23 protein-coding genes and 1 pseudogene are annotated in these 21,803 nt (G+C 69.1%); 8 read left to right on the top strand and 16 right to left on the bottom strand.

Annotated elements, in window-relative coordinates; genetic code table 11:
• Positions 1-4 precede the first annotated feature (4 nt).
• On the bottom strand, positions 5-982 hold the full coding sequence (gene hemB, locus ACWEQQ_RS33400) for a porphobilinogen synthase (protein WP_452351026.1): 978 nt from the start codon (positions 980-982) through the stop codon (positions 5-7).
• Between the two features lie 208 nt (positions 983-1,190).
• Here hemB and ACWEQQ_RS33395 point away from each other — a divergent pair, with 208 nt between their 5' ends.
• Positions 1,191-1,511 carry a hypothetical protein gene (locus tag ACWEQQ_RS33395; RefSeq protein WP_354846878.1) on the top strand — a complete coding sequence of 107 codons (321 nt, stop codon included), beginning with the start codon at positions 1,191-1,193 and terminating at the stop codon, positions 1,509-1,511.
• 66 nt (positions 1,512-1,577) lie between these two features.
• Here ACWEQQ_RS33395 and ACWEQQ_RS33390 read toward each other — a convergent pair whose 3' ends face one another.
• The 6 genes and pseudogenes from ACWEQQ_RS33390 to ACWEQQ_RS33365 all read right to left on the bottom strand — a co-directional run bounded on the left by ACWEQQ_RS33390 (position 1,578) and on the right by ACWEQQ_RS33365 (position 7,446).
• A complete protein-coding gene (locus tag ACWEQQ_RS33390) occupies positions 1,578-1,829 on the bottom strand; it encodes a hypothetical protein (RefSeq protein ID WP_379438188.1) in 252 nt (83 codons plus the stop codon).
• A gap of 185 nt (positions 1,830-2,014) precedes the next feature.
• On the bottom strand, positions 2,015-3,577 hold the full coding sequence (locus ACWEQQ_RS33385; protein WP_452341973.1) for a uroporphyrinogen-III synthase: 1,563 nt from the start codon (positions 3,575-3,577) through the stop codon (positions 2,015-2,017).
• Positions 3,578-3,708: 131 nt separating this feature from the next.
• A pseudogene (gene hemC, locus ACWEQQ_RS33380) lies at positions 3,709-4,716 on the bottom strand (hydroxymethylbilane synthase); the annotation flags it as partial.
• Positions 4,713-6,101 (bottom strand): glutamyl-tRNA reductase, encoded by a 1,389-nt coding sequence (locus ACWEQQ_RS33375; RefSeq protein WP_452351025.1) that lies wholly within the window; start codon positions 6,099-6,101, stop codon positions 4,713-4,715. The gene ACWEQQ_RS33375 and the pseudogene hemC, both read right to left, overlap by 4 nt.
• Positions 6,098-6,862 carry a redox-sensing transcriptional repressor Rex gene (locus ACWEQQ_RS33370; protein WP_452341975.1) on the bottom strand — a complete coding sequence of 255 codons (765 nt, stop codon included), beginning with the start codon at positions 6,860-6,862 and terminating at the stop codon, positions 6,098-6,100. The genes ACWEQQ_RS33375 and ACWEQQ_RS33370 overlap by 4 nt, the downstream gene beginning before the upstream one ends.
• A 323-nt stretch (positions 6,863-7,185) precedes the next feature.
• Complete coding sequence (locus ACWEQQ_RS33365; protein WP_364620173.1) at positions 7,186-7,446, bottom strand: glutaredoxin family protein; 261 nt, start codon at positions 7,444-7,446, stop codon at positions 7,186-7,188.
• Positions 7,447-7,629: 183 nt separating this feature from the next.
• On the opposite strand from ACWEQQ_RS33365, the gene ACWEQQ_RS33360 reads away from it, so the two are divergent.
• Entirely contained in the window at positions 7,630-8,580 is a 951-nt protein-coding gene (locus ACWEQQ_RS33360; protein WP_452351045.1) for an HAD family hydrolase, read from the top strand.
• A gap of 82 nt (positions 8,581-8,662) precedes the next feature.
• Here ACWEQQ_RS33360 and ACWEQQ_RS33355 read toward each other — a convergent pair whose 3' ends face one another.
• From ACWEQQ_RS33355 to ACWEQQ_RS33315, 9 genes are all read right to left on the bottom strand, one after another.
• Positions 8,663-9,682: a lysophospholipid acyltransferase family protein gene (locus ACWEQQ_RS33355; RefSeq protein WP_379389234.1), complete on the bottom strand. Its 1,020-nt coding sequence runs from the start codon at positions 9,680-9,682 to the stop codon at positions 8,663-8,665.
• Positions 9,679-10,710, bottom strand: coding sequence for an NAD-dependent epimerase/dehydratase family protein (locus ACWEQQ_RS33350; protein WP_379389269.1), 1,032 nt, complete (start codon positions 10,708-10,710; stop codon positions 9,679-9,681). Before ACWEQQ_RS33350 ends, ACWEQQ_RS33355 begins: the two co-directional genes overlap by 4 nt.
• A 227-nt stretch (positions 10,711-10,937) precedes the next feature.
• Complete coding sequence (locus ACWEQQ_RS33345) at positions 10,938-11,039, bottom strand: 30S ribosomal protein bS22 (protein ID WP_003402602.1); 102 nt, start codon at positions 11,037-11,039, stop codon at positions 10,938-10,940.
• 192 nt (positions 11,040-11,231) lie between these two features.
• The gene (locus tag ACWEQQ_RS33340; RefSeq protein ID WP_045437601.1) at positions 11,232-11,474 is read right to left on the bottom strand and encodes a helix-turn-helix domain-containing protein; all 243 of its coding nucleotides are present in this window, start codon (positions 11,472-11,474) and stop codon (positions 11,232-11,234) included.
• A 212-nt stretch (positions 11,475-11,686) separates the two neighbouring features.
• Positions 11,687-12,505: a pyrroline-5-carboxylate reductase gene (proC, locus tag ACWEQQ_RS33335; RefSeq protein ID WP_452351024.1), complete on the bottom strand. Its 819-nt coding sequence runs from the start codon at positions 12,503-12,505 to the stop codon at positions 11,687-11,689.
• An 85-nt stretch (positions 12,506-12,590) separates the two neighbouring features.
• Positions 12,591-13,487, bottom strand: a complete 897-nt coding sequence (locus tag ACWEQQ_RS33330) for a thioesterase family protein (protein WP_452351023.1) — start codon at positions 13,485-13,487, stop codon at positions 12,591-12,593.
• Positions 13,488-13,586: 99 nt separating this feature from the next.
• Positions 13,587-14,507, bottom strand: a complete 921-nt coding sequence (locus ACWEQQ_RS33325) for a sugar phosphate isomerase/epimerase family protein (RefSeq protein ID WP_452351044.1) — start codon at positions 14,505-14,507, stop codon at positions 13,587-13,589.
• Positions 14,508-14,529: 22 nt separating this feature from the next.
• Positions 14,530-16,254 (bottom strand): hypothetical protein, encoded by a 1,725-nt coding sequence (locus ACWEQQ_RS33320; RefSeq protein WP_452351022.1) that lies wholly within the window; start codon positions 16,252-16,254, stop codon positions 14,530-14,532.
• Entirely contained in the window at positions 16,251-17,243 is a 993-nt protein-coding gene (locus ACWEQQ_RS33315; RefSeq protein ID WP_379389230.1) for a Ppx/GppA phosphatase family protein, read from the bottom strand. The genes ACWEQQ_RS33320 and ACWEQQ_RS33315 overlap by 4 nt, the downstream gene beginning before the upstream one ends.
• Before the next feature lie 65 nt (positions 17,244-17,308).
• On the opposite strand from ACWEQQ_RS33315, the gene ACWEQQ_RS33310 reads away from it, so the two are divergent.
• From ACWEQQ_RS33310 to ACWEQQ_RS33285, 6 genes are all read left to right on the top strand, one after another.
• Entirely contained in the window at positions 17,309-18,229 is a 921-nt protein-coding gene (locus ACWEQQ_RS33310; RefSeq protein WP_452351021.1) for a hypothetical protein, read from the top strand.
• Between the two features lie 107 nt (positions 18,230-18,336).
• Positions 18,337-19,158, top strand: coding sequence for a hypothetical protein (locus ACWEQQ_RS33305; protein ID WP_452351020.1), 822 nt, complete (start codon positions 18,337-18,339; stop codon positions 19,156-19,158).
• A 34-nt stretch (positions 19,159-19,192) separates the two neighbouring features.
• Positions 19,193-19,810 (top strand): hypothetical protein, encoded by a 618-nt coding sequence (locus ACWEQQ_RS33300; RefSeq protein WP_452351019.1) that lies wholly within the window; start codon positions 19,193-19,195, stop codon positions 19,808-19,810.
• Between the two features lie 55 nt (positions 19,811-19,865).
• Positions 19,866-20,411 (top strand): hypothetical protein, encoded by a 546-nt coding sequence (locus ACWEQQ_RS33295; RefSeq protein ID WP_452341981.1) that lies wholly within the window; start codon positions 19,866-19,868, stop codon positions 20,409-20,411.
• 177 nt (positions 20,412-20,588) lie between these two features.
• On the top strand, positions 20,589-21,044 hold the full coding sequence (locus ACWEQQ_RS33290; protein WP_452341982.1) for an Ig-like domain-containing protein: 456 nt from the start codon (positions 20,589-20,591) through the stop codon (positions 21,042-21,044).
• 22 nt (positions 21,045-21,066) lie between these two features.
• Positions 21,067-21,555, top strand: a complete 489-nt coding sequence (locus ACWEQQ_RS33285; RefSeq protein ID WP_452341983.1) for a hypothetical protein — start codon at positions 21,067-21,069, stop codon at positions 21,553-21,555.
• Positions 21,556-21,803: the final 248 nt, after the last annotated feature.

Here is a 21,803-nt window from a genome sequence, read left to right as displayed (position 1 = left end):
ACGCTCACGACAGCCAGTGCGCGGCCTCGGTGGCCCAGTAGGTCAGCACCATGTCCGCGCCCGCGCGCCGGATGCTGAGCAGCGACTCCAGCACCGCGCCTTTGCGATCGATCCAGCCGCGCTGGGCGGCCGCGGTGATCATGGCGTACTCACCGGAGATCTGATAGGCCGCGACCGGCACCGTGGAGCGGTCCGCGACCTCGCGCAGAATGTCCAGATACGACATGGCGGGCTTCACCATGACGATGTCCGCGCCCTCGAGCAGATCCAGCTCCAGCTCACGAATTGCCTCGCGGCGGTTCGCCGCATCCTGCTGATAGGTGCGCCGATCCCCCTGCAGCGAGGAGCCGACGGCCTCCCGGAAGGGACCGTAGAAGGCCGAGGCGTACTTGGCCGCGTAGGCGAGGATGCCGGTGTCGGAGTACCCGGCGTCGTCCAGGCCCGCACGGATCGCGGCCACCTGGCCATCCATCATGCCGCTGGTGCCGAGCAGGTCCGCGCCGGTTTCGGCCTGCGCCAACGCCATTTCGACGTAGCGGATCAGGGTGGCGTCGTTGTCGACCGCGCCGCTGTCGTCGAGCACGCCGCAGTGGCCGTGGTCGGTGAACTCGTCGAGGCAGGTGTCGGCCATGACCACGGTCGATCCGCCGACCTCGTGCACCAGCGCGCGCAGGCCGCGGTTCAGGATCCCCTCCGGATCGCTGGCGGCACTCCCCTGAGCGTCCTTGTCCTCCGGCTTGGGCACGCCGAACAGCATGAGCCCGCCCACGCCGGCGGCCACCGCCTCCACGGCCGCCTTGCGCAGCGAGTCCATCGAGTGCTGGAAAACGCCTGGCATGGAGGAGATCTCGTGCGGTTCGCCGATCCCGTCGGCGACGAACATGGGCAGAATCAGATGCCGCGGCTCCAGGCTGGTCTCGGCGACGAGCCGACGCATGGCGGGAGTGCGGCGCAACCGCCGAGGGCGGTCCATTCCGGTCATGTTCGCATGATAGGCCCGCCCCTGGACCCGGATGCGCGCGCCTCCGCGGCCGGGCCGTGCCGCACCGTCACGGTCATCGGGTGGCATCGCCAAAGTCATTGTGAGCAGCCGATTTTGTCGGTGGGGACGGGTAGAATCGAAGATGTGTTCGAAGGAGTCGCGCTGCCGATGCGGGGTGCGAATCCGGATCGCGACGGGAGGAATGGTCGTGCTCGCAGCTGTTACCAGCATGTCCGACAAGGTGAACAGGGCCGGCGAAGTGCCGAAGAAGGGGGATGTGATCGATCACGCGTGGCGGCCGCTGTCCAAACAGCCGCTGCCCGCGGGGCGGCCGCGGTCGTGGTACATCTCGCACAATCGCAGGTTGAAGGCCATGCGGCTGGCCATCGCGCTACTGGACTCCGGATCCTTCAGCCCGGATCAGGCGACCAATGAAAACATCCGCCACACAGCGGAAGTCATCGGCGTGCACCGGCCCTCGGACGCCACCTGCCGCATGGTCCGCCGCCTGATGGCAGCGCAACGCTGACCACGGTGGAGGCTCTCCGAGGCCGCGCAAGAGACTTCGGAGAACCTCCGCCGCGCACGGCGGCCGCTAGGAGACCAGGCAGCCGGTGCCGGTGGTGCCCGGGGTACCCGAGCCGGTGGTCAGGCACTTCAGCAGGAATTGCAGCGTGTTCACGGCCGCGCTACCGGAGCTGGTGGCATCGATCGGTGCGACAGCGGTGGTCTGGACCGCGGCCGGGGCCTGCTCCAGCGGTACGGGCGCCGCCGACGCCGCGGCCGGGGACAGCACCGCGAGGGCGATCCCGGACATCGCGATCAGGCCGACTGCCGTGCGCTTCATAGACGTTCACCTTTCGAAGATCGAATGCTGAACGCAGCGTATGTATTTCGGGTCGAAATGAAACGCCAGCATTTTCATGGGCATCCGCCCAGCGAACGCGAAATACCACGGGCCCCGCATCCTAGGATGCGGGGCCCGGTTCCGGCTGACGAACACGGCGATACCACCGGGCCCGGCCGCGAGCGCTAGCGGCTGCGGCGGCTCTTCTTGCGGGGCGGGGGCAGCAGGCCCTCGGCGCGCAGGTGGGCGGCGTGCTCGGCGAGCGCCTCGACGAGCGGGCCGACCTGGGCGATCTCGGGCTGCACGTCCACGCGCAGGCCGAATTCGATTGCGGTCTCGGCCGTCTTGGGGCCGATGCAGGCCACGATGGTGCGGGCGTGCGGCTTGCCGGCGATGCCGACCAGGTTCCGGACGGTGGAGGACGAGGTGAACAGCACCGCGTCGAAACCGCCGGTCTTGATCATCTCGCGGGTCTCCGCGGGCGGCGGCGACGCCCGCACGGTGCGGTAGGCGGTGACGTCGTCGATCTCCCAGCCGCGGTCGCGCAGGCCCTCGGCGAGGGTCTCGGTGGCGATGTCCGCGCGCGGCAGCAGCACCCGGTTGACCGGGTCGAAAACGTCGTCGTAGGGCGGGAAGTCGGCCAGCAGGCCCTCGGAGGACTGCTCGCCGCTGGGCACCAGCTCCGGGTTGATGCCGAAGGAGCGCACCTTCTCCGCGGTGGCCTCACCGACACAGGCGATCTTCACGCCGCTGAAAGCGCGGGCGTCCAGGCCGAATTCGCCGAACTTCTCCCACACCGCGCGCACCGCGTTGGTGGAGGTGAACACCACCCACTGGTAGCGGCCGTCGACCAGACCCTTGACCGCGCGCTCCATCTGCGCCGGACTGCGCGGCGGCTCGACCGCGATGGTCGGCACCTCCATCGGGATGGCCCCGTGCATGACGAGCTTCTCGCTCATCTCACCGGCCTGCTCCTTGGTGCGCGGCACCAGCACGGTCCAGCCGTACAGGGCCCGCGACTCCCACCAGGAGGTCTTGGCGCGCTTCTCCACCGCCTTGCCGACCGTGACCACCAGCGGGCCGACCAGTTCGGAAGCGGCATTGTTCAGCGTCGCCAGTGTGGCGTCGATGGTGCGCTGCTGCCGGGTGGTGCCGCGCACGGTCACCGCGACCGGGGTCTGCGGCGCCATGCCGTGCTCGACCAGCGCCGACGCGGTCTCGGCCAGGTGCCCGGAGGTGGCGTGCAGCACCAGCGGGCCCGGCGCGGCCGCCACGGCCGCCCAGTCCACCTCGCCGCGCACATCCACCTCGGTGTGGCTGGAACCGATTTCGATGCCCGCGTAGGCGGGGACGGTGGTGCCGGCCGAAAGACCCGGCAGCACCTCGAAGTTCAGGTGCGAGCGGGTGACGGCGTTGATCTCGTGGATGACCGAATCGGTGGTCATCGGGTCGCCGGAGACCAGGCGCACCACGTCGGAACCGTTGCGCGCCTCGGCGATCAGCGTCTTGGCCACCTCGGCGGCGTCACCGAGCGCGGGACGCACGTCGACGGGACGGGTCCCGTCGGGGTTCTCCTCGACCGCGGTGCCGATCAGGGCGAGCACGCCCTTGTCGACATCGGGATCGGTGAACGCCAGCGTCGCCCGGCCGAGCACCTCGCGGGCCCGCACGGTGAGCAGCGCCGGGTCACCAGGCCCGGACCCCACGAAAAGGATCCGACCGGGATTCTTCTTCGTCACTCGGCTCACGGCTGCACCTCGCTAGCGCTCGGCGCAACCGTGCCCGAAGGCGCTGTGCTGATGATTCGCTCGCTGCGCTCGCTCATGGGTTGGTTCTCCATTGGGCTGGGATTGCTGTCGTCGGTGAGCTCAGCGGATTCCTCTGTGACGCTGAGCAGGTCGCGCGCCCCCAGCTCCAAGAGCTCGCGCGCCAGTGCGCGACCCAGGTCCGCGGCATCCGCGACCGAGCCGACCACTGAAGCCCGGATCACATCCGAGCCGTCGATCGCCGCCGCGCAGGCGCGCAGCGACAACTCCTCCACCACCCGGCCGTCGTCGTCGAGCGATTCGACGACCTCGGCCAGCGCACCGATCGGTGCGGTACAGCCGGCCTCCAGTTCGGCCAGCAATGCCCGCTCCGCGGTGATCGCGGCACGGGTGCCGAGATCGTCGAGAGCGGACAGGATGGTCACGAGTTCGGTATCGGCGCTGCGGCATTCGACCGCCAGCGCGCCCTGCGCCGGGGCGGGCAGCATCTGCACCGGTTCGAGCGATTCGGTGACGGCGTCGAGGCGGTCGATGCGGGCCAGCCCGGCCCGCGCCACCACGACGGCATCCAGTTCACCGGAAGTAACTTTGGAGATGCGGGTGTCGAGATTGCCGCGCAACGGCACGATCTCGATACCGAGGCCCAGCGCCTTCAACTGCGCGGACCGGCGCGGCGCGGAGGTGCCGACCTTCGCGCCCGCGGGCAGCTCACCGAGCACCAGACCGTCGCGCGCCACCAGCGCATCGCGCGGATCCTGGCGGGCCGGGATGGCCGCGATGTCGAAGCGCGGATCCTGCGCGGTCGGCAGGTCCTTGTAGGAGTGCACCGCGATGTCGACCGTGCCCGCGGCCAATTCCTCGCGCAGCGCGGCGGTGAAGACACCCACCCCGATCTTCTGCACCGGATCGGTGGAGTTCTGGTCACCGGCGGTCTTCACGATGACCAGCTCGGCCTGCTGGCCATTGGCGATGAGGGCGTCGCGCACATGCCCGGCCTGGGTCAGGGCCAGCAGACTGCCGCGGGTACCGATGCGCCAGGGCGCCTCGACGGTTCCGCGGCCAACGATCCGCTCCGTGGAGGGGACGGTTGTCTCGTTCTCGTGCACCATTGCTCCGGTCATGCGGTGTGCCCCTGTTCGTCGCCCGGGTGAGCGGCGGTGAAATCGTCGGCCAGTTCGCCCTGCAGGGCGGAGATCTCCATCGGCGCGGCAACCGCTTGTGCCGCACCGGGTTTCAGTTCGAAAAGCTCGCGCAGCGCCTCGGCGTAGGTGTCGCCGCCGGGCGTGGACGCCAGCTGTTTGACCCGCACCGTCGGCGCGTGCAGCAGCTTGTCGACCACCCGTCGCACGGTACGGGCCACCTCGTCGCGTTCGGTGGATTCGAGTCCCGGTAGTCGGGAATCCAGCCGGAGCAGCTCGGCCTCGACCACGTCGGCGGCCATCTGGCGCAGCGCGGCCACGGTCGGGGTGACCTCGGCCATGCGCTGTCCGGCAAGGTATTTCGCGAGTTCGTCGGCGACGATGGTGCGCGCGGCGGCGGTGTCGTCGGCGGCCGCGCCGGCCGACGGATCGCGCTGCAGCGTCTCCATGTCGATGACGGTCACACCCGGCAGCCCGGCCACCGCGTGGTCCACATCGCGGGGCAGGCCCAGATCGCAGATGACCAGCTCCTCCGAGCCGGTCTTGGCGGCCAGCGCGCGATGCACGTCCGCCAGCGTCACCACGGTGCCGACCGCACCGGTACAGGTGACCACCACATCGGCGGCGGCCATCGCCTCGGCCAGCCGGTCCATCTCGATGGCCTCGGCCGGCACGCCGTGCATGGTGGTGGCCGTATTGGCCAGGCGCTGCGCCTTTTCCAGCGTCCGGTTCACCACCAGGATCTTCGCCGCCCCGCCGCGCGCCAGCTGCGCCACCGCGAGCCCGCCCATGGCGCCCGCACCCAGCACCAGCGCGGTGTGGCCCGCCAGCGGACCCAGCACCATGCGCGCGCGATCCAGCGCCACCGACACCACCGACGCGCCCGCGCGGTCGATCCCGGTCTCGGAGTGCACCCGCTTGCCCACCCGCAGCGCGTGCTGGGCCAGCTCGTGCAGGGTGCGCCCGGCGGCCTGCTGCGCGTCGGAGGCGGCGTAGGCGGCGCGGATCTGGCTCAGCACCTGCTGCTCGCCGACCACCATGGAGTCCAGGCCCGAGGCCACCGCGAACAGGTGCTCCGCCGCGGCCTCCGCGTAGCGCACGTACGCGTGCTTGGTGAGCTCCGGCAGCGGCAGACCCGAATGCTTGGTGAGCAATTCGCCGATCTCGCCCAGCGCCGGGTGGAAGGCGTCGACGACCGCGTAGACCTCGATGCGGTTGCAGGTGGAGACGATCATCGCCTCGGAGACGTGGCTGGAGGCCAGCATCTTGTCGGTCAGCTTGGGCCGGTCGGTCTCCGTGATGGCGATCTTCTCGAGCACCGACACCGGTGCGCTGCGATGCGAGATCCCGACGAGAAGCACACTCATGGCTGGACCACCGCTCCCTTGCTGGTTGTCATCGGTACCCGGGGCATCAGGCTCCCGGCGGCCGCGCTCATCGCTTCCTCTGCGGCCGATTCCGCGCTGCGGGCCCGCTCGAACGACAGCAATTGCATCTCCACCGCGAGATCGACGCGCCGCACCTCGACGGTGGCGGGGGCCTCGAGCGCCAGGGCGGAGAAGCTCAGAATGCACTGCATGCCGGCCTCGACCAGCAGATCGCAGACGCCCTGCGCGGCCGCGTCCGGCACCGCGATGACGGCGATGGTGGGCTCCAGAGTGTCCATGGCATCGGTCAATTCGGCGACATCGCGAACGACCAGTCCGCACACCGTCGTGCCGATCACCGCCGGATCGTTGTCGAACAGCCCGACCATGGCGAACCCGCGGCGGCGGAAACCGCCGTAGCCGACCAGCGCCCGGCCCAGATGGCCGGCTCCGACCAGCACCACCCGGTGCCCCTCGGACAGGCCGAGCACATCCTCGATGCGGTCGCGCAGCTTGATCACGTCATAGCCCACGCCGCGAACACCATTGGGTCCCAGGAAGGAAAGATCCTTGCGCAACTTCGCCGAACCGACACCCGCCGCGACAGCCAGTTCCTCACTCGATACGATGGCTACACCGTCGTCGGCGAGTACGGCGAGCACGCGGAGATAGGTGGCCAGCCGGGCCACCGTGGCCTGCGGGATGTCCTTCTGCAGAGCCTTGGAGACGCCAGTCGGCGGCGTCTCGTGCTGCTCTGTCACGTCGCTTGCGCTCCTCGTCCGGCCGGGGGTGAGTGTCCGGGTTCTTTTGTCGACCCGACGCCGGGAGACCGTCGCGGTCCTTGCAGGCGAGGTCGAGTCAGGTTCAGGGGGTCGCTTCCGCTGCCCGAGAAGGCGGGTTGCGTGCCACCACCGTAACCGCTTGTGAAGCCCTGCACAAAGTCGGTGAATTCAGTCACTTTGCGGCGGGCTCCGGCCCCGGCTTCATTCAACCCTCATCAGCGCGAACCCGCTACGCAACACACCGGTGGGAAGAGGCCGAGGAGGCCCGCCGTCGCGAACCCCCGAAAAGCCCCTATTACGCCTTATTTCGCGAGGTCGGCACGTAGTCGCGGCTCGTCCACGTCGAAATAGCTGTGCTCGCGCCCATCCAGTAGCACGACCGGCAGCCGGTCGCCGTATTCGGCGCGCAGGCCCGGATCGGTGGCGGCGGCCTCGTCCACGTCCACGGTCGCGACCTCGATGCCGAACTCGGAGCAGATCGGCCGCAATTGTTCCAGTGCCGTGTGGCACAGGCCGCAGCCGCTGCGGGTCAACAGAGTCACAGCATGTGTCGAATCGCTCATAGCCACCATCTAACAACTCTCCGATATGTCGTTCACCGTCTACGTTGCGGCCACCCCCGGGCGTTACTGTGGACTTGTTCGCGCTAACAGGCGGAGGTACTGGTGCCGGAACGTTCGAAAGAGCAGGGGACGGGCTTCATCGCGGGCCGCTTCGGGGAATTCCCGGCGCGCTGGGGTCAGGGCCTGCAGGATCTGCAGGATCAGTTCACTCGCATCACCCGCAGTCCGTTCGGTCCCAGCGAGGAAGAGGTCCGCGCCAACCTGGCCGGCGAGGCCAGCGCCGACGCCGCCATCGCCCTGCACGACGCCGAACTCGCGCTGCGGGACGAAGGCACGCCGCCTCTCGCGGTCCCCCGCGACCTCACCGCCGCCGCCTTCTTCGACGTCGACAACACCATGGTGCAGGGCGCGTCCATCGTGCACTTCGCCCGCGGGCTGGCCGCGCGCAAGTACTTCAAGACCTCCGACCTGGTCGATATGGCCTGGAAGCAGGTCAAATTCCGGGTCACCGGCAAGGAGAGCCACTCGGATATGGCCTCCGGCAAGGAGAAGGCGCTCTCCTTCATCGCCGGCCGCCCGACCGCCGAACTCGCCGCGCTCGGCGAGGAGATCTACGACGAGATCATCGCCGACAAGATCTGGCCGGGTACCCGGGCGCTGGCCCAGATGCATCTCGACGCGGGCCAGCAGGTGTGGCTGGTCACCGCCACGCCGGTGGAGCTGGCGCAGGTCATCGCCAAGCGGCTGGGCCTGACCGGCGCGCTGGGCACGGTCGCCGAGAGCGAGGACGGCGTGTTCACCGGCCGCCTGGTCGGCGACATCCTGCACGGGCTGGGCAAGGCGCACGCGGTGCGCACCCTGGCCATTCGCGAGGGCCTGAACCTCAAGCGCTGCACCGCCTACAGCGACAGCCACAACGACGTGCCCATGCTCTCGCTGGTCGGCACCGCCGTGGCCATCAACCCGGACGCGGACCTGCGCGAGGTCGCCAAGAACCGGGGCTGGGAGATCCGCGATTTCCGCACCGGCCGCAAGGCCGCGAAAGTCGGTGTGCCCACCGCCCTCGCACTCGGCGCGGCAGGCGGCGCGGCGGCCGCGGTGCTCTCGCGTAAGCGGGAAGCCAAAGCGAGCTAGCTCTCGAGCAGTTTCGCCAGTACATAACACGACCGGCCCGCTCCATTTCGGAGCGGGCCGGTCGCAAATATGTGCGAAAAACCTAGCCGGTGAAGGGATTCCGGCGTTTGATCAGATTCTTGTACAGCGTCCCCTGAATGGTTTCGCGGACCTGATCGGTGACTTCGAACATCGTCATCGGATCATCCGCGTCCGCGGGTTCGTATCCGGCGGTCGAAATCGGTTCGCCGAATTCGATGTACCACTTCGACGGGAAGGGAATGGCACCGAGCGGACCCAGATGCGGAAACAGCGGCGTCACCGGGAAATACGGGATACCGAGCAGGCGGGCCAGCGGCTTCAGATCGGCCAGTTTCGGATAGATCTCCTCCGAACCCACAATGGAGCACGGAATGATCGGCACGCCGGTGCGCACCGCCGCCGACACGAAACCGCCACGGCCGAAACGCTGCAGCTTGTACCGGTCCGAATACGGCTTGCCGATGCCCTTGTAGCCCTCGGGGAACACGCCCGCGACTTCGCCCGCGCGCAACAGCCTTTCGGCGTCCGCCGGGCAGGCCAGGGTGTGCCCGGCCTTGCGGGCCAGCCCGCCGACGATCGGCGTCTCGAAGATCAGATCGGCGGCCAGGATGCGCAGCGCCCGCTGCTTGGGGTGCCGGTCGTGCACGGCCAGCTGCAGCATCAGCCCGTCCAGCGGCACCGTGCCCGCGTGATTGGCCACGATGAGCGCGCCGCCCACCTCCGGAATGTTCTCGATGCCCGACACCTCGACCCGGAACCACAGGTCCGACAGCGGGCGCAGCATCGGGAGGATCACCGATTCGAGAAGGTGCTCGTCCAAACCGAATTCGTCGACCTGATAATCGCCGGTCAGGCGGCGGCGCGCGAAGTCGGCGGTGTAGCGGACCCCGTCCGCAACGGTCCCCCGGATCAGGTCGCCCAGCGACTTGGGCTGGCGCGCTTCGGCTTCGGCGAGCCGATCGGTCAGCGAGGTCACCGGGGTGAGCGCCGGTTCCCCCACCGGCCACGCCCGGGACGGCCGGCTGTGCCGCGTCTCGAAATCCACGTCGTGAAGTCGAATCACCTTCGCTACATCACTCATTGGTGTGCTCCCGTCCCGGCCCCGAGCAGGCCGAGAAGTTTGTTTTCTGCGGCGTCGATCCACGTGGGATCGATCACGGGCCGCAACGCTGCGCCCCCTATGAAGTCATCGAACGCCTGCACCGTGGTCCAGCGCGGCTGGAAGCCCAGTTCGGTGCGCATCCGGGTGGTGTCCAGACCACACCCGAAATGGAAGTAGTCGATCTGCTCCGCGGTGAACTCCCGCATGACCGGGCCCATCACGGTCCGCCCGACGGTGCGGAAAACCGCGTACGGAACCGGCAATTCGACCCGCCCGGCCCGGCGGATCGCCTGCGACAGCGCCATCGCGCCGTCACCGGCCACATTGAAGGTCCCGCCCGGAGCCGTCATGGCCCCGTGGACGAGGGCGGCGATGCCGTCCTCCTCGTGCAGCAGCTGCATGCGCGGATCACGCCCGAGGATGGTCGGGGTGATCGGCGAACGGAAATACTGCACACCGCGTTTGGCCAGCTGCGGCCCCACGATCGGCGGAAAGCGCAGAATGGCCGCCGAGATATCCGGCCGCCGCCGGGCCAGCCCGCGGACGAAGCCCTCCACCTCGATCATGTCCCGGGCGAACCAGCCGCGCGGCGGCGTGCGCGCGCTCATTTCCTCGGTGAATTTCACCGGGTCCTTGGCGCTGCACCCGTAGACGGCGGAGGAGGACCGCACCACCACCCGCCGCACGCTGGAAGCCTTGCGGCACACCGCGAACAACTGCATGGCGCCGAGGACGTTCATGTCCTTCATGGCGGCCCGGCCGCCGCCCGACGGCGGGCGCGACAGCGCCGCGGGATGCACCACCGTATCCACCTGATTTCCGTCGATAACCTTGCGGATCAACGGATTACGAATATCGGCGCGCACGAATTCGGCGCGGCCCATACGGCGCAGCAACTCCCGGCTGGGCTGTTTGGCGTCCACGGCGATGATGCGTTCGACCGCCGGGTCGGCCGCCAGCCGGGCCACCACATTGCCGCCGAAGAACCGGCTCGCACCGGTCACCATCACCACCCTGGGCGCCTGCCCGTCCCGAGTCCCTGCCACTCCGGATCCCACTCGCAGCCCCCATGTCTTGAATATCGCCGCTGTGTTATTCCCGCGCTCCCAGGGTAACCGGCGAGTAGGGACCATCCGAAGGGTATTAACCAGGATCTAACGATGACTTCAATCACCTGTGAAAAAACGAAAGCCCGTCACCTGAGGTGACGGGCTTCCAGCTACGACACAGCGGCTTACTTGCCGAGTTTGCGCCGCTGAACACGCGTGCGGCGAAGCAGCTTCCGGTGCTTCTTCTTCGACATGCGCTTGCGGCGCTTCTTGATCACAGAACCCATAGGGTTGTTCCTCGCGTTCTCTCGGGTCATCCCCGCTTCCGCGGGGTGCACACTGTCTGACCCTGCACAGTCCCTACCCGATACGGGCCGAATGGACCCGGCGGCACCACCGGCACGTACAGGATGCCGGTCCATGCTACCGGGCCACTCTCCGGCGAACGAAACGGGTGGCCGATCGGTTATCCGGGTGTACTACCCCGCGTCGAAGTAGGACGTCTCCAGATAGTCGTGCACCGCCTTGGCGTGCACCCGGAAGGAACGCCCCACCCGCACCGCGGGCAGCTCTCCCGAATGCACCAACCGGTACACCGTCATTTTGGATACCCGCATCAGATTCGCGACCTCGGCGACGGTGAGGAACTGAGTTCCGCCGCCGATGACGGATCCTGCATTGATTGGGCTGTTTCCGGACCTCGCTTGGCTGTTTCCAGACATCATTGCGCCACTGACCTCCGGCACGTCCGCGCCGCCGGCTTCCCCACCGGCGGAACAGACACGCACGTGCTCCTTGAAGCTTAGCGGGACCAGTGGGATTGCTGCGACGGGTGTGAGAAATCAGCCTTTGCTGTGGCGAGTCGGCCTTCGGCAGCAAACTAGCAACCGAGCAGTATTGGAATGCGGGGAGCGCACTCGCCGCACCTTCAACGTTAGTCCGCGATCACGCCGAGTTCGGCGGAACGGCGTTTTGCGGCGTCCAATGCATCGTGGAAAGCCGAGCGCACCGCACCCCGCTCCAGCGCCCGCAGACCCGCCGCGGTGGTGCCCGCGGGCGAGGTGACGGCCGCGCGCAATTCCGGAGCAGACTGCCCCGACTCCTCGAGCAGGGCCGCCGAACCGAGCATCGTCTGCGTCACCAGCTGGGCGGCCACATCGCGGCTCAGACCCAGGCCCACCGAGGCGTCGATCATGGCCTCGACGATCAGGAAGAAGTACGCCGGGCCCGAACCCGACACCGCGGTGACGGCATCCATCTGCGACTCGGCGACCGTCACCACCTTGCCCACCGACTCCAGCATCTCGGCGACCAGGGCCAGCTGCTCCTTGCGGGCGTAGCGGCCGGGCGCGATGGCGCTCATGCCCTGGCCCACCAGCATCGGGGTGTTCGACATGACCCGCACGACCGGGAAGCCGGCGGGCAGCCGGGACTCCATACGCGCGGTCGGCACGCCGGCGGCCAGCGACACCAGCACCTGATCGTGGTCGTCGCCCAGTTCGGCCTTGCCCAGCTCGGCGACCACGGCGTCCACATCGTTCGGCTTCACCGCGATCACGATGAGGTCCGCGGACTTGGCGGCATCGGCGATGTCGTCGGTGGCGCGAATCCCGAACCGGTCGGCCAGCATTTCGGCCCGGGCCGGCACCGGCTCCACCACGACCAGATCCTTGTTCGCCCGCCCGGACTCGAGCAGACCGGCGATCAACGCCTCCCCGATCCGACCCCCACCGATAACCGCAATCCTCGTCATGGAAGTCAAGGCTAGCTGTCCCGCCTCTCCGGGCCTTCAGCGCACAGCCGAGGAGCGATGGCGTTGGGAACGCGTGCCGGCGGGGTCAGCGGGGTTGGGGGATGAGGGCTAGTTGGCGACTCTGGGCGACGATGGCGCCGGTCGAGTCGACGACGAGCTGGTCCTCGTCGAACATGCGGTTGCCGACCTCGCGGCTGTGGGCGATGACGCGGAGCCAGCCGGGGGCCGGGCGGCGGCGCAGGTAGGTGGTGAGCTGAACCGTGGGGGCCCAGCCGAAGTGGCCGAGGTTCATGGGGACCGGGGGGCTCATGTCGGCGGCCATCAGCGCGAAGAAGGCGGCGACGTCGGGGTCCTGTTCGTCGCCCTCGAAGGGGCGGATCCAGAGGCGCAGGCGCGGTTCGGATTTCTCGCCGGCGAGGAAGCGGGCCCAGGCCGGGTCGATGGCGACCGAGGAGCCCTGGGCGACATGGACGATCTTGCCCATGGGGTTGCGCTCGTCGTAGGCGAGGGCGTCGGCGGGCGGTTCCGCGGGCATGTCGCCGGCGTGGTCGGCGGCGTACTGCGGGACGGCGTCGTCGAGGTGGCCGAAGGTGAAGGCGGTGTGCACCAGGGTGCGGCCGTCCTGGATCAGGCCGGCGTCGATGAGGGCGATCTGGCGGCCCAGCTTGCGGGTGCGGACCTCGTACTCGACCTCGCCGGGGACGGGTGCACCGAGGAAGTCGGTGCTGGCCGAGATGGGGAACATGGCGGCCTGTGCGGGCGCGGTGCGGCGCAGCCATTCGGTGGCGGCGGCCGCGCTGCCGGCGACCATGGTGCCGCCGTGCAGTTTGTCGCCGATGGTCCAGGTGGGTTCGATCAGGCCCGCGTAGCGGCCCAGCCCGGGAGCCTCCGCCTCGACCTCGGTCAGCGCGCAGACGCGACTGAACGGCGCGTTCGCCAGTTCGCTCGCCGATTCGAGATCGACGGTCAACTCCGTTGTCATCCGCTGTCCTTCCACTGTCGCGGTTTGTACAGCGTAAATGGACGGACGGATCATTCCGCCCCAGCGGTGGGATGAATCACGCAACCCTCGCCGAGGCTCTCAGCCGCGGTGGGCGACGGTCGGCTCGGGGGTGGGGGCGGGGGTGAAGGGGTTGAGGTGGGTGCGAGCGAAGGTGAGCGCCCGGTTGAGCATGGCGGCCCGGTCCATGGTGGTGCGGGCCATCTGGGTGTTCACCTCGATGACGGCCTGGCCGTCGAAACCGTTGTGCACCAGCATGTCGCAGAGTTCGGCCACCGGCTGGGTGCCCTCGCCCGGGATCAGGTGCTCGTCGGTGGCGGCGCCGCGGCCGTCGGCCAGGTGCAGGTGGGTGAGGCCGGATCCCATGCGGCCCGCCAGCACGCGCGGATCCATGCCCGCGGTGGCGGTGTGCGAGGTGTCGAGGGTGTAGTGCCGGAAGCCGACGTCGGTGGGGTCGAAGGAGGGGCTGAAGGTGGTGATCGAGGGGCCGGGGCCGCCGCGGCGCTGCAGCCGCTCGATCGAGCTGCCGCGGAACAGGGTGTCGGCGCGCATCGGGAACATGTTCTCCACGGCCACCGCCACCGGGCTCGAATTCTCCAGTTCGGCAACCTGTTTCGCGAAGCCGTCGGCGTAGCGGCGCTGCCAGCGGAAGGGCGGGTGCACCACCACGGTGGCCGCGCCCAGTGCCTCGGCGGTGTGCACGCTGCGGGTGAGTTTCGCGATCGGGTCCGACCCCCAGACCCGTTGCGAGATCAGCAGGCACGGCGCGTGCACCGCCAGCACCGGCATGTCGTATTTGTGCGCGAAATGCTGCACGGTCGAAATGGACTGGCTGGCGGGCTCGGCCCACACCATGAGTTCCACGCCGTCGTATCCGAGTTCGGCCGCATAGCGGAAGGCGGCCTCGGTGTTCTCCGGATACACCGATGCGGTCGAGAGCCCGACCCGGACTTCCTTTCGACCCGCCCGGTCCTCGGTGCTCGCCCCCTGCGCTTGCACGATGTTCCCCACTGCTGCTCCCTGCTCAGTTCGTACTGAGTAGAAAGGCTAGCGGTCCGAGCGTCACGAAGACGCCTACGACGACGGCAATCACAGTGCTGAAGATGTCATCGGTGCGGCGCAGTACGCGTACCAGGGCGACCAGGCCGAGAATCACGATCATGGCCAGGGCCAGGGCCACCCACGGGAGCATTTCCCACATGCGCTCGAAGCCCTTGAACAGCAACATGCCCGCGACCGCGGCGCCCACACTCTGGCTCGCGATCATCAGCCATTGCCGGCGATGCTCATCGTCGTCGGAGCGGGCCGCGGCACGGGAGCGGGCCGGGGCCCCGCGGGTGCTCCTGCTCTTGCTCTTGCGGGCGAAGGAGCCGGCCTTCTGCGTGAGCGCGGAAAGCCGTCCGCCCAGCGAGGTCTCGGGCTCGTCGTCGTCATAGTCGTCGTAGTCGTCGAACGGCTCGTAGAAATCGGTGAGGTGGTCGTCGGGCTCCGGCTCGGGCGCCACCGCACGGCCGCGCCCGCCGCCGGGGCGTTTGCCGGCATTTCGCGAATTCCGTTCCGCGCGTTGATCATTGCGCTGCTGGGCGTCGCGGAGCAGATCACCCGCCACCGATTCCCCGGAGAGCAGCTGCTGATCGGAGTCGGCCAGCGACGACCACGCGGCGGTCGGCACCGCGGCCTGATCCTGGCGGTCGCGGACGGGATCGGCGTCGGGTCGTCGGTGCGCGGACCATTCCGGAAGCCCGTTGGCCGCGCCGTGGTCGACGCCGCCGCGGCGGTCGACGGCCGGGCCGTGGGGGGCATTCTGGACCTGCGATTCCGCGTGCCGGCGCGCCGAGCGCGACATGGGCGGCGCGGCGGGCGCGGCCTGCGGCGGCTCGAAGGGCGGCCGATCCTGCCCGGGGGTGCGCGGGAGCGGTTCGGGTCCCGGCACCGGCGACCACGCCGGAGCAGCCGGCTGGAACTGGGTGCGGGCCGGGTCGCCGAAGGGCGGCTGGTCCTCGTACGGCGGCCGGTCGTCGAAGGGCTGGCGGACCGCGGGGTTGAACTGGGTGCGTGCGCCCCCGTCGCCGGGCTGGCCGGTGTCGCCGCGGAACGGACGCACCTCGTCGGTGTTCTCGTCGTCCGGGTCGTAGCGGCGCCGGCGACCGCCCTCGCGCGGCGCGGCGGGCGGGGCGGGAGGTTCGATGCCCGGCAACCGGCCCAGCGCGACATCGGAGTCCAGCGGGTCCGGCTTGCGGCGGCGGCCGCCGCTCGGGCGGGCCTCCGGTAGCGGGTTCTCGGTCGGCGGCCAGTCCAGACCGGCGGACCAGTCCTGGGACGGCTCCGGTAGGGACGGCGGCTGCGGGGCGGGGGCCAGCGGGTCGTAGTACGAGATCGGCCCGGAGAGCGGCGAATACGCGGGGTCCGGATCGGGTACCGCGTCGTACTGCGAATAGTCCGGCTTGCCCGATGCGGCGGCTACCAGGTCCGAATAATCCGGAAAGCTCGAATAATCAGGATGATTCGAGAAGCTCGAAGATTTTGAATAATCCGATTCGCTCGGGGCGGGCTCGGCCACGTCCTCGTCCGGCGCGGCATGTGAGGACGATCCCGCGCTCACCACCGGAATATCACCGGTCAGTTCCGCGACGGAAATGCCACGGCCACTTCGACGTCTGCGCCCGCCGCCGCCGGCGGGGGCCCCACTCTGCTGGCCATTGCGCGCCAGCAGCTCGGCGACGGACAGCTGGCTTGAATCCTCGGTCATCGAGACACCGTTTCGATCGGGCCCGACAGGCCGCTGTCGGGGCCGCCGGTAATCGGTTCGCTATCCAGGTCGGTATCCAGTTTGCGCAAGATCAATCCCTCTCGCAGTGCCCAGGGACAGATTTCGAGCGTGTCCAGGGACAGAGCCCGCATACTCGCCTCCGCGACCAGCGCACCGGCCACCAGTTGCTGTGACCGATCAGAACTTACGCCTTCCAATTCTGCCCGGTCGGCGGCCGTCATTCTCGATATGAACGCAATCAGCTGCCGCAGGCCGGAACTGGTGAGAGTACGCCGCACCCGGGGTCCCGCAACAGAGGGGGCGGCGCCGGTCAGCCGGGCCAGCGAGCGGAAGGTCTTGGAGGTGCCCACCGCCAGATCCGGGCGGCCCACCTCGAGGAGCTGCTTGCTGGGCAGCACGAGCTCGGCGTCGAGCCAGTCGCGCAGCACCGCGACCCGGCGCTTGCCCGGCGGATCGTGGCGCAGCCAGTCGCGGGTCAGCCGGCCGGCGCCCAGTTGCAGCGAGAGTGCCACATCCGGCACCTCGTCCGCGCCGTTGCTCATCTCGAGCGAGCCGCCGCCGATATCCAGATTCAGCATCCGCCCGGCGCTCCAGCCGTACCAGCGCCGCACCGCGAGGAAGGTGTGCCGAGCCTCATCGACACCGGTGAGCACCTTCAGATTGACTCCGGTCTCGCGCCGCACCCGGGCCAGCACCTCGTCGGAGTTGGTGGCCTCGCGGACCGCGGAGGTGGCGAACGCCATCAGCTCCACGCAGCCGGAAGTCTTTGCGATACTTGCGAATTCGGCTACCGTCGCGGTCAGCCGCGCCGCGCCCGCGGAGGTGATCCGGCCCTGGTCGTCCATGTTCTCGGACAGCCGCAGGGCCGACTTCGTCGAACTCATAGGCATCGGGTGTCCACCACGATGCGCGTCCACCACGAGCAGGTGGACGGTATTGCTTCCCACATCGAGTACACCGAGCCGCACAAGAACACGGTACTGGGTGAGTCAGGACTTCTGGCCAGGCGACTGAGCTGTTAGCGTTCCGCATTGTGACGGCAGGTGCATCGGCGAGCGGACCGACCGGGCTGCGACCAGCGGCGAAGATCGACCCGGCGCCCGAAGTTGAACTCGACTTCCCGCGGGAGTGGATCGAATTCGTCGATCCAGCAAATGATGAGCATTTGATCGCGGCCGATCTGACCTGGCTGCTCTCGCGCTGGACCTGCGTTTTCGGCACTCCGGCGTGTCAGGGCATCATCGACGGCCGGGAGAACGACGGCTGCTGCTCACACGGCGCGTTCCTCTCCGACGAGGAGGACGGCAAGAAGCTGCACCAGGCTGTGAAAATGCTCACGCCCGAGGACTGGCAGCTGATGGACAAGGCCGTCGACGAGAAGGGCCGGGTCCGCAAGAAGCTGTATCTGGAAGAGGACGATCTCGACGACGAGCCCGCCCTGCGCACCCGGCGGGTGGACGGCGCCTGCATCTTCCTCAACCGGCCCGGCTTTGCCGAGGGCATCGGCTGCGCGCTGCACACCATGGCGCTGCGCAAGGGCCTGGAGCCGCTCACTGTGAAGCCGGAAGTGTGCTGGCAGCTGCCCATCCGCCGCACCCAGGAATGGGTGGACCGGCCGGACGGGGTGGAGATCCTGCGCACCGTGATCACCGAGTACGACCGGCGCGGCTGGGGGCCCGGCGGCCTGGACCTGAACTGGTACTGCACCGGTTCGCCGGATGCGCACGTCGGCACCCGCCCGGTGTGGGAGGCTTACGCGCCCGAGCTGATCGAGCTGATCGGCCAGCCCGCCTACGACGAGCTGGCGCAGCACTGCAAACGCCGTCAGGGCCTGGGCATCGTGGCGGTGCATCCGGCCACGGCCATCGCGGAGGAGAAGGCCGCCGAGGCCGCGAAGCGGGAGGCCGCGTCCGCGAAGAAGGCGGCCCGGAAGGCGAAGCCCGCGCAACAATAGCGGAGAACTAGCCAGTAATTTTCTGAAATCACCCAATTTCACATTCTCGCTCCCTTACTGTGCGACGGACCCCTACCCACAGGGGTCGCAGCACAGGAGTACGCAAAGTGAGCAAAATCCCCTTGGGCGGCCGCCATCTCGGCATCGGTCTGGCCGGGCTGGCCATCGCGACGGGCGCAGTCACCGTTCTGGCCACACACGAAGCCCCCGCCGCCCACGCCTCGGTCGACTCGGTCTCCATCTCGGGATCGAACTGGACCGTCGGCACCAGCTACACCCTCAGCGCCAACCTCTCCGGCGCCTCCGTCGGTCTACTCGTCTACTGGAGCGACAACGGCAGCAGCCTGAGCCCGGTCGGCAAGGTCCCGTGGCCCCCCGGCCACGCCAGCCTCGACTGGACCCCCAAGACCCCCGGGCAGCACGTCATCACCTGCTCGCAGGGCAGCACCACCCAGACGCTGATCGTGAACGTCGGCGACGGCACCACCACCACGACCGTCCCGCCGACGACCACCACGACCACGGTCCCGCCGACCACCACCACGGTCCCGCCGACCACCACCACGGTGCCACCGACCACGACCACCACGGTGCCACCGACCACGACCACCACGGTCCCGCCCACGACCACCACTGAGCCGCCGACCACCACCACCGAACCGCCCACCACCACAACGGTTCCCCCGACCACCACCACCGAACCGCCCACCACCACAACGGTTCCCCCGACCACCACCACCGTGCCGCCGACCACCACGACCGAACCGCCCACCACCACAACGGTTCCGCCGACGACGACCACGGCACCGCCGACCACCACCACTGAACCGCCTACCACCACAACGGTTCCCCCGACCACCACGACTACCCCAGGCGGCGGTGGCGGTGGTGGCACCGGCAGCGCCAACGGGCTGCCCTTCGGTCTCTGATCGAGACCAATTCCCCTGAAATCCAGGAGTTTTCATGAGATTCACCCCCATGGGGCGCGGCCTCGGCGCGGGTCTGGCCGGGCTGGCCATCGCGACCGGTGCGGTCACCGTCCTGACCACGCACGAGGCCCCGGCCGCGCACGCCAGCGTCGACTCGGTCTCCATCTCGGGATCGAACTGGACCGTCGGCACCAGCTACACCCTCAGCGCCAACCTCTCCGGCGCCTCGGTCGGCCTGCTCGTCTACTGGAGTGACAACGGCAGCAGCCTGACCCCGGTCGGCAAGGTCCCGTGGCCCCCCGGCCACGCCAGCCTGGACTGGACCCCGAGCACCCCGGGCCAGCACATCATCACCTGCTCGCAGGGCAGCACCACCCAGACCCTGATCGTGAACGTCGGCGACGGCACCACCACCACGACCGTGCCGCCGACCACTACGACCACGGTCCCGCCGACCACCACCACGACCGTGCCGCCCACCACCACGACCACGGTCCCGCCGACCACCACCACGACCGTGCCGCCCACCACGACCACCACGGTCCCGCCCACGACCACCACGGTCCCGCCGACCACCACGACGTCGCCGGGCAACAGCGGCAGCAGCGGCGGCGGCACCGGCAGCGCCAATGGCCTGCCCTTCGGGCTCTGATCCGATTCCCACCCCAATTCCCTTGGGGCACACCATGAGAAGCAGAGGAGTACCCATGCGCAGCACACCTTCGGGCCGCGTGATCGGGGCCGGGCTGGCCGGCGTCACGGTCGCGGCTGCCGCCGCGGTCGCGGTGGCCATGTCGCCGACCGCGAGCGCCACCGTCGACGTGATCACCATTTCCAGCGCCACGCCCACCGTCGGCGGCGACTACACCCTGCACGCGTCCCTGTCGGGCGCGTCGGTCGGTCTGCTCGTCTACTGGAGCGACAATGGCGCCAGCCTGACCTCGGTCGGCAAGGTCCCGTGGCCGCCGGGTGAGGCCAGCCTGGACTGGTCGCCGTCCACCCCGGGTCAGCACATCATCACGGCTTCGCAGGGCAACAGCACCCAGACCCTGGTCGTGAATGTCGGCACCGGTTCCGGCGGGACGACCACGACCACGCCGCCGACCACGACCACCACCACGCCGCCCACCAGCACCCCGACCACCACCACGCCGGGCAGCGGCGGCGCTGGCAGCAATGGCACGGGCAGCGCGAGCGGCAGCGCGGGCACCCTGGTCGGCGGACTGCTGCGCGGCCTGTTCGGCAGCAGCTAGCAACCACCCGATTCGGGTACGGCGTGACGGGTTTTCCGGTGGGGCCCGTCACGCCCACCAGTACCAAGCGGACGCTTGCTTGATTATTTTTTCGAAATAGCCACGCTTCACACATCCGCTCCCTTAGGGTGCGGAAGCCCGCACACCTCCCCGTGGGGCAGCACAGGAGAGCAACACATGCGCAACACACCACCGAGAATCAGCGCGCGCCGAGCCGGCGTGGGGATCACCGGCTTCGCCGCCCTCGCCGCCGCGGCCGTGGTCGCGGCCCCCGCGTCCCTCGCCGCGGTCGACACGGTCAGCATCGACCAGACGAACCCGGTGGTCGACAAGGCGTACACCATCTCGGCCACCCTCAGCGGCGCGTCGATCGGCCTGCTCGTGTACTTCAGCGACAACGGCAACGAGATCGGCCCGCCCAAGATCCCGTCCCCGCCCGGACACGCCTCGATCAGCTGGCGGCCCACTACCAGCGGACAGCACATCATCACCGCGTCCCAGGGCCCCAACAGCCAGTCGATCGTCGTGCAGGTGGCCGACGCACCGCTCGGCTCGGGCTCCAGCAGCACCGGCAGCGGCTTCGGGCCCGCCGGCCCGCTCGGCAGCGGCAGCAGTGGCACCACGCCGAACTAGCAAGCGAGACAGGACTTTCCGCATGAGCACCATTCGTGCATCGAAATCAGCCCGCCGGATCGGCGCGGGCGTCGCGGGTCTCGCGACCACCGCCGCCGTCGCCGTACTGGCCGCGCCGCAGGCCGCCGCCACGGTCGACTCGGTCGCCATCTCCGGCAGCGCCCCGTACACCATCAACACCGGCTACACCCTCACCGCCAACCTCAGCGGCGCAGGCATCGGCCTGCTCGTCTACTGGTCGGACAACGGCACCAGCCTCACCCCGGCCGGCAAGGTGCCGTGGCCGATCGGCTACTCCAGCATCGACTGGAAGCCCACCACCGCGGGCCAGCACATGATCACCGCCTCGCAGGGCGGCAACACCAAGACCATCGTCGTGAACGTGACCGATCCGTCCCAGCCGGGCGGTGGCGGTGGCACCGGTGGCGGTGGCGGCACCGGCGGGACCGGCAGCGCGGGTTCGGCGCTGGGCGGCCTGCTCGGCGGGCTGACCGGCAGCGCCGGCTCGTAGCGCACCGGTTTCGTGCCCGCCGTCACATCGCGGCGGGCGCGAACGTCCCGAGCCCGGCCCGCGTCGTTATGTGACGCGATCGCGGGTGTCCGGGAGGTGAACAACCGGTGCGGCCGGGCGACAAACGAATCAGGCTGCGCAGAAGTATATTTCGCATCCCCTCCGGTCCGATGACCTCGGGATGTGAATAGCCCGAAGTATGCGCGACATCGTTCCGCTATTGCGAATTCACCGGAGCGTGTTAGACA

The sequence above is a fragment of the Nocardia sp. NPDC004123 genome (genome assembly GCF_053603795.1).
Note: the sequence above shows the minus strand (reverse complement) of the source record. Positions and strands in the feature narration are given on the sequence as shown.

Coding starts and splice junctions, on each gene's coding strand:
- hemB (WP_452351026.1), bottom strand. CDS start 982: ATGACCGGAATGGACCGCCCTCGGCGGTTGCGCCGCACTCCCGCCATG.
- ACWEQQ_RS33390 (WP_379438188.1), bottom strand. CDS start 1,829: ATGAAGCGCACGGCAGTCGGCCTGATCGCGATGTCCGGGATCGCCCTC.
- ACWEQQ_RS33375 (WP_452351025.1), bottom strand. CDS start 6,101: ATGAGTGTGCTTCTCGTCGGGATCTCGCATCGCAGCGCACCGGTGTCG.
- ACWEQQ_RS33365 (WP_364620173.1), bottom strand. CDS start 7,446: ATGAGCGATTCGACACATGCTGTGACTCTGTTGACCCGCAGCGGCTGC.
- ACWEQQ_RS33355 (WP_379389234.1), bottom strand. CDS start 9,682: ATGAGTGATGTAGCGAAGGTGATTCGACTTCACGACGTGGATTTCGAG.
- ACWEQQ_RS33350 (WP_379389269.1), bottom strand. CDS start 10,710: ATGGTGACCGGTGCGAGCCGGTTCTTCGGCGGCAATGTGGTGGCCCGG.
- ACWEQQ_RS33345 (WP_003402602.1), bottom strand. CDS start 11,039: ATGGGTTCTGTGATCAAGAAGCGCCGCAAGCGCATGTCGAAGAAGAAG.
- ACWEQQ_RS33340 (WP_045437601.1), bottom strand. CDS start 11,474: ATGTCTGGAAACAGCCAAGCGAGGTCCGGAAACAGCCCAATCAATGCA.
- proC (WP_452351024.1), bottom strand. CDS start 12,505: ATGACGAGGATTGCGGTTATCGGTGGGGGTCGGATCGGGGAGGCGTTG.
- ACWEQQ_RS33330 (WP_452351023.1), bottom strand. CDS start 13,487: ATGACAACGGAGTTGACCGTCGATCTCGAATCGGCGAGCGAACTGGCG.
- ACWEQQ_RS33320 (WP_452351022.1), bottom strand. CDS start 16,254: ATGACCGAGGATTCAAGCCAGCTGTCCGTCGCCGAGCTGCTGGCGCGC.
- ACWEQQ_RS33300 (WP_452351019.1), top strand. CDS start 19,193: ATGAGATTCACCCCCATGGGGCGCGGCCTCGGCGCGGGTCTGGCCGGG.
- ACWEQQ_RS33295 (WP_452341981.1), top strand. CDS start 19,866: ATGCGCAGCACACCTTCGGGCCGCGTGATCGGGGCCGGGCTGGCCGGC.
- ACWEQQ_RS33290 (WP_452341982.1), top strand. CDS start 20,589: ATGCGCAACACACCACCGAGAATCAGCGCGCGCCGAGCCGGCGTGGGG.
- ACWEQQ_RS33285 (WP_452341983.1), top strand. CDS start 21,067: ATGAGCACCATTCGTGCATCGAAATCAGCCCGCCGGATCGGCGCGGGC.